The sequence below is a fragment of the Pontimicrobium aquaticum genome, from assembly GCF_005047595.1.
GTDB lineage: Bacteria > Bacteroidota > Bacteroidia > Flavobacteriales > Flavobacteriaceae > Pontimicrobium > Pontimicrobium aquaticum.
In genome coordinates, this window is the sequence record NZ_SUPL01000008.1 from 11,619 (window position 1) to 27,054 (window position 15,436).

Annotated in this window: 10 protein-coding genes; 2 read left to right on the forward strand and 8 right to left on the reverse strand. The window is 34.0% G+C overall.

Going from position 1 to position 15,436, the window contains the following annotated elements:
- Positions 1-23 precede the first annotated feature (23 nt).
- The 8 genes from E5167_RS13430 to E5167_RS13465 all read right to left on the reverse strand — a co-directional run bounded on the left by E5167_RS13430 (position 24) and on the right by E5167_RS13465 (position 13,249).
- A complete protein-coding gene (locus E5167_RS13430) occupies positions 24-1,439 on the reverse strand; it encodes an MBOAT family O-acyltransferase (RefSeq protein ID WP_136844679.1) in 1,416 nt (471 codons plus the stop codon).
- A gap of 2 nt (positions 1,440-1,441) precedes the next feature.
- A complete protein-coding gene (locus E5167_RS13435; protein WP_136844680.1) occupies positions 1,442-2,479 on the reverse strand; it encodes a hypothetical protein in 1,038 nt (345 codons plus the stop codon).
- Positions 2,480-2,552: 73 nt separating this feature from the next.
- Entirely contained in the window at positions 2,553-5,255 is a 2,703-nt protein-coding gene (locus E5167_RS13440; protein WP_136844681.1) for a S9 family peptidase, read from the reverse strand.
- Between the two features lie 18 nt (positions 5,256-5,273).
- The gene (locus tag E5167_RS13445; RefSeq protein WP_136844682.1) at positions 5,274-8,507 is read right to left on the reverse strand and encodes a S41 family peptidase; all 3,234 of its coding nucleotides are present in this window, start codon (positions 8,505-8,507) and stop codon (positions 5,274-5,276) included.
- Positions 8,508-8,535: 28 nt separating this feature from the next.
- The gene (locus tag E5167_RS13450) at positions 8,536-8,847 is read right to left on the reverse strand and encodes an EthD family reductase (protein WP_136844683.1); all 312 of its coding nucleotides are present in this window, start codon (positions 8,845-8,847) and stop codon (positions 8,536-8,538) included.
- Positions 8,848-8,889: 42 nt separating this feature from the next.
- Positions 8,890-12,042: a VPS10 domain-containing protein gene (locus tag E5167_RS13455; protein WP_136844684.1), complete on the reverse strand. Its 3,153-nt coding sequence runs from the start codon at positions 12,040-12,042 to the stop codon at positions 8,890-8,892.
- Between the two features lie 21 nt (positions 12,043-12,063).
- Positions 12,064-12,648 (reverse strand): peptidylprolyl isomerase, encoded by a 585-nt coding sequence (locus tag E5167_RS13460; protein ID WP_136844685.1) that lies wholly within the window; start codon positions 12,646-12,648, stop codon positions 12,064-12,066.
- 79 nt (positions 12,649-12,727) lie between these two features.
- The gene (locus tag E5167_RS13465; RefSeq protein WP_136844686.1) at positions 12,728-13,249 is read right to left on the reverse strand and encodes an RNA polymerase sigma factor; all 522 of its coding nucleotides are present in this window, start codon (positions 13,247-13,249) and stop codon (positions 12,728-12,730) included.
- A 117-nt stretch (positions 13,250-13,366) separates the two neighbouring features.
- On the opposite strand from E5167_RS13465, the gene E5167_RS13470 reads away from it, so the two are divergent.
- Complete coding sequence (locus E5167_RS13470; protein WP_136844687.1) at positions 13,367-14,491, forward strand: FecR family protein; 1,125 nt, start codon at positions 13,367-13,369, stop codon at positions 14,489-14,491.
- Between the two features lie 19 nt (positions 14,492-14,510).
- A complete protein-coding gene (locus tag E5167_RS13475; protein ID WP_136844688.1) occupies positions 14,511-15,278 on the forward strand; it encodes a carboxypeptidase-like regulatory domain-containing protein in 768 nt (255 codons plus the stop codon).
- Positions 15,279-15,436: the final 158 nt, after the last annotated feature.

Consider the following 15,436-nt stretch of genomic DNA (forward strand, 5'->3'; position numbering starts at 1 on the left):
TTTACGGAAGAATTTAATCATATTTAAAACTGGAAGTATATAAATTGTTCGCCACTTCCTTGTGCGATACATAATATAAAAATCATTATAGCCCAAACAATGCCAAGAAAAACGGGTGAAGTTTTTTGAGCTACTTCTTTAACCGATGTATTTCTCATAAGCCAATGGCATAAAAATAAGATACCAACAACCGTACATACTTTAATAATGTCAAAGGTTTCTAGAATTTTGACACCATCAGTTTGCATATAAAACATAGATTTTATCATGTTCCAAGCTTTTGGAAAATCTGGTGCTCTAAAAAAGGTCCAGGTAATATTTACGCATGAAAATGTAATAAAAGCTAAGAATATTCCGTTCCATTTGGTTATCTCAAAAGGTAAATGTTTTCGTTGTAAACGCTCTAGAATTAAGTAAGTTCCATGTAAACCACCCCAAACAACAAATGTCCAAGCTGCACCATGCCATAAACCACCTAAAAGCATAGTAACCATTAAAGCAACATACATTCTTGTGATACCATGTCTGTTTCCTCCTAAAGGAATATATAAATAGTCTCTTAACCATGACGATAGTGTAATGTGCCATCTTTTCCAAAGATCAGAAAAACCTAAAGAGGCATAAGGGTACCTGAAGTTGTCTGGCAATATGATGCCTAGCATTAAAGCGATACCAATAGCACAGGTTGAATAGCCAGCAAAATCAAAAAAGATTTGTCCTGAAAAAGCAAGGGTTCCAACCCAAGCATCAATACCATGAATTAGTTGCCCTGAGTCAAATACAGTGTCACTTGTGTCAGCTAACAAACTATCAGCCATTACCACCTTTTGAAACAAGCCAAGTGTTAATAAAAATAATCCCCATAAAAACTGATTAGTTGTTGCTGTTTTTGGTTCATAAAACTGGGTAATCAATTCTTTGGCTCTTACAATTGGTCCTGCAACTAATTGCGGAAAAAATGTAACATAAAGAGCGAAATCTAAAAATGTCCTAGCTCGTTCAGTTTTCTTGTGATACATATCAATGGTATAGGACATTGTTTGGAATGTATAGAACGAAATTCCCATTGGTAGTAAAATTCCCATTGGTTTAGCTTCAAAATTCAACCCAATAGAATTTGCTATTGATACGAAATTTTCTAGTAAGAAATCACCATATTTAAAAAATGCTAAAAAACCAAGATTAATAGACATGCTTAACAAAAGCCATAACTTGCGCTTTCTTTGATTTTCTTCTATTGCAAGTCTTTTTCCAGCTGACCAATCAACTACTGTCGAAATCCATAATAATAGAATTAAAGGAGGGTTCCACATTGCATAAAACAAATAGCTCGCTAATAATAGCATACGTTTTTTGTTTGTCCAATTAAATAGTTTTGAATAATAAAGTGCTAAAACTATAACCAAAAACACTACGAAACTTAATGAATTGAATAACATAATTATTTGGTTTTAGAGTTAATAATTATTCCATCTTCTATAATAATTTTTGCCAACTCTCGCGTGAAGTATTCGGCATCTTCTTTGCTTAAATGTGATTCTTCAGGACATGTCAAATCTTTTAATTGATCATAATCTTCAAAATGATAAGATGGGACATCGCTTTGTTCAACTAGGTCATCCCAAAAATCGACTCTAGGAAACACCATATTTTCACCCATGCGATTACCACCACTTGAGGGACACCTCAATAATATGAGCTTTCCATTTCGTTCTTTAAATTTCTTAAGATCTTCTAAAAAGAAAGCCATAGTACTTTTCTTATCAGGAGGTGGAGCACTTTTACCCAAATAGCTCCAGACCTTTATAATACTATTGGCAAAAGCTGTGTCTTGAACTGTTCTTTTGGTCATAGACATGTTTCTATCTAATCTAACATCTCCAAAGGAATAAAATGGAGGCATTTGAGGGTTGCCAGTTCTGTCTCCTATTTTTACTCGTCGCAAAAGAGATTTTAGGTCAATATCATCTGACCATAATTCTTCATCGGCAGACATAAGCACTAAATTGGTTTGTAATGGTATTGATAACCAAAAGTTTGATCGATCAGCATATGTTCTGTTGTAAAAATGATCGACTTTTGTTTGTATTCTACTCCAAGGGTCAGCACCAGGATAAGTTGTTGAAAAGAACAATCCAGGTGTTACTCCAAGGATTACTGTACCATTAAAACTGGTATTATTAACCAAATCATGAAAAGACGGTAGAGGAGAAGAGCCTGGTGATGCTAATTGAATAGGTTTTTTTCCAGTAGCTTTCTCCCATTCGTCAATCTGAATGTCAAAATAAGCTCTTGAAGATCCAAATATAATCACATCATCTTTGGAAGCTGTTTCAACATTTGCCCTGTGCATTGCCCAAAGTGCTTTGTCGTCGTTTAGGTTTGGGTACTTCCCTTGGGAACGCCAATAAAGCTCCCAAGATGTTAAAGCTATTATTATTAATGTTAGGGCAATTAGAAACGATTGTTTTAACTTCATTTGGTTGGTTATTGAAGTCAATTAAGTGTCTAAAAATAGATCGAGGGTATTTTTTGAATTTAAATATACATATTTATTCTTTAATCACTCTTATACCAACATGTTTACTCGTAATCATACTGTCATCATTAGCATCGTAAAAGTCATAAGCACTATAACCATAAATACCATTTTCATAATATTCAGCAATGTTTCCTCCTAAATCATAAACAATAGCATCACCAACCTTAGTTGGTTTCTTTTTACCTACTTTTTTATAAAGAATAGTTTTTAACTCTTTACTGAGTTTCTCATTTAATATTGGGACTTCGGCTTTTGTAATATCGTAACCAGCCCAATAATTTAAGGTAAGTTCTTTAGCTCCAATTTTATGAGCTTGTTTATGCAAGCTTTTAGCCTCTTTCGTATTAGGTAATCTGTAGGTTTCTCCAGTTTTGTCTGATAACCATTTCACATAATCTTTAGCATCTTGCATACTTACTTCAGCAGGATAATTGTCTATTCCTGCTTCGTAGTTAAAACTTGGTTTAAAGGCTTTAAACTGTGCGTTAGTGACTTCAAAACGACCAATAGATGTAGAGTCTTTCTTAATGAGTAAAGTTTCTGGTATCAAAATACCATTTTTAATTTCACCAAAGAAACCATCAACACTTTTAGCTTCCTGAATTTTTAATAGTTCTGCTAAAGGGCTATCTTCTTTAAAAGCTTTATTTTCAGTAGCTAGTTTGTTGAATAAATATGAGTCAATCCACTGAATTTCCTCCTTCATTTTACGTAATTGATGCGTGATTTTTCCTAAACCATGTGGTTGACCAGGAAACCATAAAAACCTCACAGGCGTATTTCCAGATTGTTGTAGGCCTCTAAAGTATTCCCAACCTTGATCACGTGGTACTGCACGATCTTCGCTACCATGAAAAATAATGGTTGGTGTTTTTATTTTTTCAATTTCGAATAAAGGTGACTTAATAATATAGTTTTCATTGTAGAATTTTCCGTTGGTATCATCCCAAGGAGCTCCACCAAAATAGGTTTGGTCAAAACTTACACCAAAACGACAGGTACCGTAATCTGAGGTCCAATTGACATCACCAGCTCCTGGAGCAGCCACTTTAAACATGTTTGGATATCGAACAGTAAGCATGGTTGTAATAATGGCTCCATTAGACCAACCCATGGTTCCCATTTGGTTTTTGTCAATTTTACCTTCTTTATCAAGCACATCAATCGCTTTTATAATGTCTTCCATTTCTGGTTCATAATAGTTACCCTTGATGCTTTCTACAAATGATAATCCGTGATTTGATGACCCATGATAATTTGGCTTTAAAATAAACATACCTTTTTGTGATAGTAATTGTGGATAAGTACTCCAGCGATCACTAAACAAATCCAAATCTGCTCCTGCTGGACCGCCATGAATAGATAACATTAATGGATAACGTTTGCCTTCTTGATAGTTTTCTGGATAAATTAGTATTCCTGTAACTTCTTCATTGTTATAACCTTTCCAAACTATCACTTCAGATTTTGCTAGTATTTTTTTTGAAAGATTTTTGTTGAGTTTTACAAGTTCTTGTTGATTAGAGAATTTATTACCATTCAAATCAGCGACATGAAAGGTTGGTAAACGTGAAGCAGTAGAGTAGGTGTAGATTACTTTTTTGCCATCATCAGAAATTGTGATAATAGATGTGTGGTCATTTTTTTCATCTAAATCAATGTTAGATTTACTCCAGGAGTTACTGTTTTTCTTATAGTAAGCTAATCTTATATAGGCTTTATTAGCTAGGGTAACAATGGCATCATTTTCAACAACATTAAACCCTCGACCAATACCTAAATCCCACTTTAAATCTACTTTTTTATAGGTATGTGTAGCTAAGGTATAATAATAAAGTTCACTCACACCTGCGCCATTCCATTCAGGGTCAGATGCATAGGTTGACGTAAAATAAAACCCTTTGTTGTTGTCTGTAAATTGAATGTTTCCCATTGGTTGACCAAGATTATGTTTAATCTTAATTACTTTTCCAGAGTCAAGGTTTTTTAAGTAATGAAATGGGTCTTGTTGTGCATCAGCAGCATAACTTCTACTACGCTGCATACTATAAAACAACCACTTTCCATCTTTTGAAATTTGATAGCCACTTAAAGGTTTTTCGTTATTGGTGAGTCGCTTTGTTGACTTGTCTTTGATATTAAATGCATACACGTGGTTTGGTCTCCAGTTCAAAGAATCTTCAACGACAATAACATTATCTTTTTCTTCTTCAAACTTTTGTTCATAGAGTGTTTTTCCATCATGCGATTGAAACAACAAGGTGTTTTCGTTTTGCCATTGTAAATTGGAAATACCATTTTTAAACTCCTTTACTTTTTTCGCTTCTCCACCATAAATGCTTAAGCTCCAAAGCTTGTTACCTTTATCTCTTGAGGACAAAAAATAAATATGTTCACCGTCTTTTGAGAATATCGGACTGGAATCACTATCATCTCCGTTAGTAAGTTGAATAGTCCTAAAAGCATCATCTTTCTTCATATCTAAGCGTGTCAAATAAATATCAGAGATAAACTGATCTTTATCTTTTACAGGCTTACGCTTGGTCCAAACCACCATATTGTTGTTTGGCGAAAAAGATACTGAACCCATGGATTCACGGTTAATAATATCTTCTGGTGTCCATTTACTTGGTTCTGCTTTTTTATCTGTTTGTGCATTTGTTACAAAGCAGAGCAAACATATTAAAAGTATTGAAGTGATATATTTTTTCATTTTTTTAGGTATTGATTTCTAATTATTGGATTTCGCTGGTTTAGAGAATGACGGAGGTACTACTTTTTTGCTGCCTTGTTTGTTAAGCATGTCAAGAACTTCTTTTACGGCACGTTCTAATTGAGGATCTTTGCCTTTTGATAATGCCACAGCATCTTGTCTTACAGCAATATCGGGAGCTACACCTTCATTTTCAGCGACCCATTTGTTATTTATTGGGTCAAAAACAGCGTTGTCAGGAGCTGTTAAAGCACCTCCATCTATTAAACTATAATGCACTGACGATTTTACCAATCCTCCCCAAGTTGTTGATCCAATTAATAGGCCAGCGTTTTGTTGTCTAAATACCCAAGGGAAAAAGTCGCCACCCGAACCCGAAAGTTCATTAATAAGCAGTGCTTTAGGGCCTAAAATTCCTGCTGGAAGTTGCATTGCTTTCCCATTAGGAACTTCATTAGTCAACCCAGCTCTTAGCGTTCTAGTCATTAAATCTACCATGTAATCATCTAATAAACCACCACCATTAAAGCGCTCGTCAATAACTGCTCCTTCTTTATCTTGTTGAGCAAAGAAATAACGATTGAAAGACACAAACCCTGCTCCACTTGTATTTGGCACCCAAACGTAAGCTAAACGCCCATTTGAAAGTTTATCTACCAATCGTCTGTTGTCCTCAACCCAAGCACGTTGTCTCAATCCATTTTCACTTCGAATAGGCTCTACAATTTCTTTCCATGCACCATTAAATTCTGGTTTGTCATTAATGTGTAAAGTGGTTTGTTTATCTAAAGTACCATCTAACAACTGAAATGGATTATCGTTTGCTGTTAAAGGTTGTCCATTAATACCAACAATGTAATGTCCTTCTTTTATGTTTAAACCTGGTTGGTCTAATGGGCTGCTTAATCCTGGATTCCAACTCTCGGTAGTATAAATGCGCGTGATTTGCCAACGGTTACTTTTTGCTTCTAAATCAGCTCCTAAAAGTCCAACTTTAGAGGTGTCAACATCTGGATAATCACCACCAAACACAAAGCTGTGACCAACAGACAACTCACCATTTAATTGATCTAAAATATAGGTTAAATCTGCTCTATGTTTAACGTATGCTACAAGAGGTGCATAACGTTTGTAAACTTCGTTCCAATCACGTCCATGCATATTTGGATCGTAAAAATAATCACGCTCATAGCGCCAAGCTTCTTCAAACATTTGTTTCCATTCAGCAGATTTATCTAACTTCATTTGAAGATCAACTTTTACGTTTTCTCCTTTGCCTTTCGGAGCAGATGCATCTACAATTTGCCATCCTCCCATAACTTGTGCTAAAATCTTTTTTCTATCTGATGACATAGTAAATTGTCCAACACCAGACATAAATTCTTCAGCTTTATTATCATCAAGCTTATATTTTTGAACTGTTAAACCTCTACTGTTAGGAATACGTTCCATTATAAATGCTGTACCTTTTGGACCAGCTATAATATTAGAATAATTTCTGACTGGAATGTCCAAAGCTAAGGTGCGCCTTTCAATATTATCAAAGTCAATTTTTATTGTTGTATCTTCTTTTTTCTCATCAGATTTAGCCTTGCCATCTTCTTTCTTTTCTTCTTTCTTTTCGGATTCTTCTTCATCACTCTTTGGTTTAAAAGGTGAAGCATCATCGCTTTGCAAATTAATTACATAAGCAGCATATTCAGGATTTGCCGTCATAGCACTTGTATTTGCCCAACCTGAACTTAGTGCAACATCAGTACTTGCTAAGAAATAAAGATGTTCTTGGTCGGCATCCCAAGCTGGTGCAAATGCATCGGCAAAAGGATTTGTAATGGATTGTGTTTTTCCTGAATCTAAAGACCAAAGGGTCACTTGTCTAAAATTATTTGAACCTGCTTTTGAATAAGCTAACCATTTTGAATCTGGAGACCAACTTAAACCTAAGCGACCACGCTCTAGATTATTACCACCAACATCAATGGTTTTTATGGAGCCCTCTGAAACGTTAACAACTCTAATTCTAACATCATCATCAGTAAAGGCAATGTGTTTACCATCTGGAGACCAAGTAGGTTCCCATCCTAATTTTGACTCTCCTATAGAAATGCTTCTTGGAGCAGACATACCATCTTGATTGGCAATTAGTAATTCGTATCCTTTACCACTTTTATCTGAAAACCATGCTACTTCATTGCCCTTTGGAGACCAAATTGGCGTTCTGTCTGCAACGCCAGAACTCTCGGTCATATTTCTTGAATCCCCATTTTCAATTGGGACTGTAAAAATTTCACCTCTAGATTCCATAATAGCTCGCTTTCCTGTTGGCGATAATGATACAGATCTAGCAAATCTACTAACATCTTCCCATTTGGTTGCAGCCCAAGGAAAATCACCAACAACATTAATGCTAAGTTGTTTAGTTGTATTTGAGTTAATATCCAAAGTATGTAAATAACCATCACGTTCAAACACAAGCGTATTATTATGACCTGAAAGTGATTTAATATCTGAGCCTTTAAAAGTTGTTACTTGTTTTAACTGAGAGGTTTTTGTGTTAAACGACCAGATATTCATAACGAAATCTCTATCTGAAAGGAAGTAGATATTATCTCCCATCCAAATAGGTTTGATGTCAGTGGTTTTATTATTTGGTAGTAAAGTTTCTTTAGAATTATTGAGATTTAAAATAACTAATGGAGTGTTTTGACCACCTCTGTATGCACGCCATTCTTCATCCCAGCGACTCATTCTATCAATAATCATTAGCTTTCCATCTTTTGAATAAGATCCACTTGTACTCCATTGTTTAGTAATTAGTGTTGAAGGACCACCATTTACAGGAACTGTCCATAAACGATCAAAACCACTAGGAGCTGTGTCTCGACTAGAAGCATACAATATATGTTTGCCATCACTGGTCCAACCACGTACTTGTGCTCCACTTGGATGCCAAGTCAATCTTGTAGCATCACCACCTTCAACTGAAACCACGTAAACAGCATTTGTACCAAAACGGTTTGATGTGAAGGCTATCCATTTTCCATCAGGTGAAAAATATGGATGCTGTTCTACTGCTGAGGTACTTGTTAGCCTTTTTACGTTTGAACCGTTGATATTAGCTATCCAAACATCGCTTCCATAAGTAAAGGTAATTTGTGAGTCGTTAATATCTGGTTGACGTAAAAGTCTAGTGCCTTGAGCAAAACATGATATAGTAAATAATAGGATGAAAACTTTTATTAAATGCTTCATGGTAATTCTTATTAGTTATTTATAATATTTAAATATCGTTTTCAATAAACCCAACAATTACATTTACACCTCCAGTAGCAAAGTTGGATAGATCGTTAACGGTGGCCCGTCCTTCGGGAGAAGCCATAGTTTCTTGCATTTGTTCAGGGCTTGTAAAATACAGTTCAGCCATTCGATAATAATCGGCTTTTTGACCATCTGGAGTTCCTTGTAATTTAGTTATTTCAATTTTAGATACTCCTTTCATGGTTGCAGCAAGTGGTAAGTGTTTTTCTTTGTAGTACTTTTCAAAAGCTTTAGGATCCGCCGGATGTTTGTATAGAACAGTTAGTTTTTGCATGATGTTTGTTTTTTAGTTATTTTAATTTGATTAGTGTAGAAATTAATTTTTAATGATAATGGCAGGCAAGTTTAAGTCTTTAAACTGTTTGTTATATATTGCCATTTCAGTATTTATTATAGCATCACGCTCTTCTTTAAAAGTGTTCCATTGTTTCATTAAATCGTTTAGTCTTTCTTTGGAACCTTGCGTTACCTTAGGTTCGTCAACATCTATAAACCCTTTTAAATGCATTAATTGAGAATTTAATTTATTATTGAAATTGATAACATCTTGAAACGTTTTTTGCTTAGGTTGAATTAAGTTTTCTTCCCAAGTGGTAATACGTTCGACAAGGGTTTTACCTTTATCTAGTAAGTCTTTTGCTGTATCGTTATCTTTTAAAAGTTTTGCATAAATTTTAAGTTGCGATTTCGCAGAACGCATGTTATTTACAGATTCATGAATGTCTCTAATGGTGTTTTCAATTTCCAATAAAACAGTTTGTTGCTCTTTAAAATCTGCAGGGTTAGATTTTACATTTGGATTTGGTAAAATGGTCACTTCAGTTTCAGATTGACCTCCATTTTCAAGAGTTAATCGTAACGTATAATTTCCAGGTGCTACATTAGAACCTGAATAACCACCATGCACAAAAACGTTCTCAACGCCTGGTAGTTGTTCTCTTTGAAAATTCCATGTAAAACGATTGTAACCTTTTTTAGCAGGCAACATTTGTGGAGCAGAAGGGCCACCTTCCCAAGATTTGAACTCTTTGTCCTTCTTACTAGATATAGTTCTTATTACTTTTCCAGCTTCAAGAACTTCAAGTTTCAATTCTAGTGTATCAATATCTTTAGCTAAAAAATAATCAAACGTGACACCACTTTTTGGGTTTTGTCCCACACCAGGAACAAATCGACTTGTGCTTCCTCCAAATATGCGATAAGTGTCTTTTGGTTTAAAAACTTGAATAGCTGAGTTATTGCCTTTTTTGATGTTTTGAATAGCTCCTAAATCATCTAAAATCCAGAAAGAACGTCCAGCAGTTGCTACTACCAAATCATTATCCTGAATGACTAAATCATTAATGGCTACTATTGGTAAATTTAATTGATATTGTTGCCAATTAGCGCCATCATCTAGTGAAATATAAAGTCCAGTTTCAGTGCCAGCGTATAATAAACCTCTTCTTTTTTTGTCTTCTCTAACTACGCGGACGAATCCATGAGGGTCGTTAAATCCATTTACAATTTTTGTCCATGATTGTCCGTAATTATTTGTTTTAAAGACATAAGGCTTTAAGTCCATAGACTTATATCTCATAACCACTATGTAAGCAGTAGCAGGATTGTGAGGAGACACTTCAATGCTATTAATAATGCCATCAGAAATGCCTTTAGGTGTGATATTTGTCCAGTTCTGTCCTCCATCTTTTGTAATGTGAAGTAGGCCATCATCGCTTCCAGCATATAAAACACCTTGTTCGTGTGGAGATTCAACTAACGACATTAAGGTATTATAGTTTTCACCACCAGCCGCTTCATTGGTGTATGGTCCGCCACCAGGACCTTGTTTGTCTTTTTCGTTTTTAGTTAAATCTGGGCTTACCACGTTCCAACTATTACCACCATCTTGGGTTTTAAAAACCACATTTCCTGCATGGTATATAGTGCTTCTATCATGAGGAGAGCTAATGATTGGTGCATTCCAATTATAACGATATTTAAAATCTTTAGGTTGAATACTTAAGCCTAATTCAGGATATTCTTTGATTGGTTTTGAGGTGTTTGCTGAGGTTACAAAACGTTCAATAATTCCTTGATAACAGCCACCATACACATGTTCAGGATTATCAGGGTCGAATGCTAAAAAAGCGCTCTCACAACCAGCTACAGAATGCCAATCTTTCCAATCAATACCTCCATCATTAGTGCGGCTTTTAATAGAGATTGCTGAATTGTCCTGCTGCCCACCATATACATTATAAGGCACAAGGTTATCTGTAATGACACGATAGAATTGTGCTGTTGGTTGGTTTTCTTGTGTGCTCCAGCTTTTTCCTCCATTAAACGATATGTTTGCGCCTCCATCGTTAGAGTTAATCATATTGTTATTGTCATTTGGATTTATCCATAAATGGTGATTATCACCATGAGGCACAGAAATATTACTAAAACTTTTTCCGCCATCAATAGATTTTAATACAGGCGCGTTTAATACATACACTACATTTTCATTTTGAGGGTCGGCAAAAATCTCCATATAATACCAAGAACGCGTAATTGTAACACGATCTGAATTTACTTGTTTCCAAGATTTACCAGCATTATCTGAACGATACACACCAGCTTTTGTTCCTTCGGCTTCAATGACTGCAAAAACTTTTTCAGGATTTGCACGAGATACCGAAATTCCAGATTTACCAAAATCTTCTGGTAAGCCTGCTTTCATTTTATTCCATGTTGTTCCTCCATCAGTCGACTTATATAACCCAGAATCTTTTCCACCAGATTCCATCGTCCAAGGATAGCGACGATGTTGCCACATAGCAGCATAAAGAATTCGTGGATTAGTCATATCCATAGATAGGGATGATGCTCCAGTAGTTTCATTTACATAAAGAATGCGTTCCCAATTATTTCCGCCATCTGTGGTGCGATACACACCTCGCTCTGTTGAAGGACCATATTGTGCACCTTGGGCAGTGATATAAATAACATCTGGATTTGTTGGATGTATAATGACATCAGAAATATGTCTGGAATTGTCTAATCCAATATGCGTCCATGTTTTTCCAGCATCTGTTGACTTGTAAACACCATCTCCCATTGAGGTCATTACGCCTCTTGCGGCATGTTCACCCATTCCAGCAACAACTACGTTTGGGTCGCTCTCAGACACAGCAATTGCTCCAACAGTTCCAGTTTTTAAAAAACCATCAGACACATTGAGCCATGTTATACCACCATCAATAGTTTTCCAGATGCCTCCGCCTGTAGTTCCCATATAATAGGTGTTTGGTTGACCTACGACTCCTGTAGAGGTAACGCTTCGCCCACCGCGAAAGGGTCCAATATTTCGCCATTTTAAATGATGAAATTCTTTGTCATTAACAAATTCTGTAGGTTCTTTTTCTTTTTTCTTACTTCTTTGGGCTTCAGTATGTATAGGTAATAGCAAAAAACTCAGGGCGATGAGTTTTAAAGTTTTCATGTGGTTGGTTGGTTTAAAATGTTATATTCTTGTTATATTCTTAATAATTATTGGTTCTAATAGTTGTTGGTTTTTATTGGCTCCAGATTGAATTTTTAAAACAATATCCATGCCTTTGGTGACTTTACCAAAAGCAGCAAAACCTAAGCCATCATTATGACGTTTTCCACCAAAATCTAATTCAGGTTGATTGTTTATACAAATAAAAAAACTACTAGTTGCAGTATTGGCACTAGATCGTGCCATGGAGATTGTTCCGTTTTTATGAAGAATATTTGTTTTATCAGTAGTTTCTAAAACTATTGGGTTAAAAGATTTTGAATTATCTACAAAGCCACCTTGAATAACTTCAATTTTAATATCTCTTTCGGCTTCATTTTCAGGAGTGCAAACTCTAAAAAAAGTAGAGTTTTCGTAAAGGTTGTTGTCAACATACTTCATAAAATTTGTCACAGTAATAGGAGCTTTATCTGGGTAAAGCTCAATGACTATATCACCCAATGTTGTTTCAATTTTACATTGAATGTTATTTTGGGAGTTTGCATAAAACGACACTAAAAATAGCAAGTATGCTATTTTAAAGAATCTTAATGGACTATTTTTCATGTTTTTGATTTCTATAAAGATAGAAAAAGCACGACAATTTTTATAAATTACTTATATTAAGTATGCACTCTTATGTTTACTAAAAATCCTTTCTTATTTTTTTAAAGGCAATTCTAAGTTGGGCTTCAACTGTTTTTATTGATATATTAAGCCTTTTAGCTATTTCTTTTTGTTTTAAGATTTCTTGTTTGCTAAGCAATAAAATTTCTTTACAACGTTTGGGGAGTTTATCAACCAAAGCTTTTATTCGTTGCTTTTTTTGATTCAAAAGATTATCATCTACTTCAATTTGAGATATAAAACTTTCATATTTTAAATCTTCAAGTAATTTGTCATTCTTTTTTTGCTTTCTATATATGTCACAGTACTTATTATAAGCAGATTTAAACAAATAAGCTTTCAATGAAGTATTTATTGTAATGGATTCTCTTTTTATCCAAAGAGTTACAAATGTGTTTTGTACTATATCCTCAGCTTTAGATTTATCATTTGTAAACTGAGCAATATATGAATAAAGGGGTTCATAGTAGAGTTCAAATACTTTCTTAAAAGATAGGCTATCTCTATTTTGTATTTGTTTCCAAAGAACTTTATCGTTCATAATAGTTATGTAAAGAAGCTAAAAAATGTTGTTTAAAGTTTAAAAGTAAAAAAAAAAGGAATATTTATTTAAGGGTATTCTTACTTTTTTGCGTCAACTAATAAAACCAGAAAGAATTTGGAAGAACATATTATTAAATATTTAACGGGTACAATTTCAAATAAGGAACTTAACGATTTAAAGAATTGGGTACAAGCTCCTGAAAATAAGAAGTTGTTTTTAGATTTTGTAAAAACAAATCAAGAATTAGACCTAGCGTATAGTTTAATAGATACTGATTTAGCTTTTTTACAAGTCAAAAGATTAATAACAAGTAAAGAGTCTAGACCTTTTATAAGAGTTTTAAAATATGCTGCTATTATATTACTGTTTTTTAGTATTGGATTTAGTTTTTATTCATCCTTTGTTAAGGATGAAAATTTAACTAAAAATAATATTGCCTTGAGATTAGGTAATGGAGATTTAAAGGTTATTGATGAAAGAAAAGAAATCGAAATTAGAAATCATAAAGGAGATATTATTGCAAGATATGATGGAGAAGTATTGTTGTATGTTATAGGTGTTAACAAAGATTTCAAAAACACACATCATGAATTAACAGTTTCATATGGTAAGCAATTTACTGTGCAACTATCTGATGGTTCACTGGTTTTTGTCAATTCAGGCAGTAAATTAGAATTTCCAATCGCTTTAAATAATAAAGCGACACGAAATGTTTTTTTAGAAGGAGAAGCGTTTTTTGAAGTTAAAAAAAATAAATTGGCACCTTTTATCGTGCATACTAAAGACATGAATGTACAGGTTTTAGGGACAAAGTTTAATGTGTTAAGTTACCAAAATGACAAGAATACATCAGTTGTTTTAAAGGAAGGAAGTGTTGGAATAACTAAATCTTCTGAGGCTTTCAATAAAAAAAATGGTGTAGTTATTACATCTGGAGAGCAGGTTGTTTTTGAAGATGACACTTTTTTAGTAAATAAGGTTAGTGTAGAAAAGTATGTAGCATGGAAAGATGGGTATTTGTTTTTTAAAAATGACAAGTTTGAAGATATTATTAAAAAATTAGAACGGTATTACAACATTGATATAGAAAATGATTATGTAGAGCTTAACGATATTAGATTTACTGGGAGTTTTACAAAAGAACCTGTAAATGAAGTGTTGGATGTCTTCACAGAGTTATCGCCATTTAAATATCAAGTAAATGGGAATAAAGTAGTAATTAAATCAATTGTTAAGTAAAATAAAAAAATACAAGAGTATGCGAAAAGTAAAAAACTTTAATTACAAGCTGGATTTAAAAGTAGCAGTTGCTTTATTGTTTTTTGCTATAAACTTCGTAAACGCTGATAATAATTTTTTTAAAACTGAGAATGTTAAAATCAGTATAAGCCTTAATAATGAATTTGTCTCAAATGCTTTGTCTGAGATTGAGTTAATAACAAACTTTAAATTCTTTTACAAGAATGAGGACATAGATCTAGAGCGAAGAGTCACATTCAAAGCTGTTGAAGAACCTATTAACTCTGTGTTATTCAGGCTTTTTGAAGATATTGACTTGACCTTTAAGATTGTAAAAGAGAGAATTATCCTTAAGAAGGAAATACCTGTAAAAAACAACAAAATTCAAATACAGGGAAAAATAGCAGATGCAACTACAGGAGCACCAATTACCTATGCTAATATTGAGGTTTTTGGTTCCCTTATAGGGACTTCAAGCAATGAACTTGGAGAATTTATTCTGGAAGTAGATTCGTTGCCAGCTACCATCGTTTTTTCGCATTTAAATTATGAGAAAAAAACAATTGAAATTTCACAGTTTTCTACCATAAATGTACTACTGACACCATTAGTGAACAACTTAAATGAAGTTATGCTTTCTAGTGGTAAAAGAGATGATTATGCCTTTGAATTAGCCGAAAAGGCATTATCCACAATGCGAAAGCTATCTGACAAGAAGAAATACGGAAAGCATTTTATAGACAAAAATCTAAAAACGGAGATGAGTACTCCGAATTTTCAGAAATAATCTACGATGCTATCTACACTTCAGAAGGTATAGAAAAATGGGAGATTATAGAAGGAAGATACGCTTTAAAACCAGAGATGGTTAATAATAGTAATTTTACCCTTTTATCACGTATCCTAAAATCTATACAGCCCGAAACGGACTATTTGATATTTCCG

Coding starts and splice junctions, on each gene's coding strand:
- E5167_RS13445 (WP_136844682.1), bottom strand. CDS start 8,507: ATGAAGCATTTAATAAAAGTTTTCATCCTATTATTTACTATATCATGT.
- E5167_RS13435 (WP_136844680.1), bottom strand. CDS start 2,479: ATGAAGTTAAAACAATCGTTTCTAATTGCCCTAACATTAATAATAATA.
- E5167_RS13430 (WP_136844679.1), bottom strand. CDS start 1,439: ATGTTATTCAATTCATTAAGTTTCGTAGTGTTTTTGGTTATAGTTTTA.
- E5167_RS13450 (WP_136844683.1), bottom strand. CDS start 8,847: ATGCAAAAACTAACTGTTCTATACAAACATCCGGCGGATCCTAAAGCT.
- E5167_RS13460 (WP_136844685.1), bottom strand. CDS start 12,648: ATGAAAAATAGTCCATTAAGATTCTTTAAAATAGCATACTTGCTATTT.
- E5167_RS13455 (WP_136844684.1), bottom strand. CDS start 12,042: ATGAAAACTTTAAAACTCATCGCCCTGAGTTTTTTGCTATTACCTATA.
- E5167_RS13465 (WP_136844686.1), bottom strand. CDS start 13,249: ATGAACGATAAAGTTCTTTGGAAACAAATACAAAATAGAGATAGCCTA.
- E5167_RS13440 (WP_136844681.1), bottom strand. CDS start 5,255: ATGAAAAAATATATCACTTCAATACTTTTAATATGTTTGCTCTGCTTT.
- E5167_RS13475 (WP_136844688.1), top strand. CDS start 14,511: ATGCGAAAAGTAAAAAACTTTAATTACAAGCTGGATTTAAAAGTAGCA.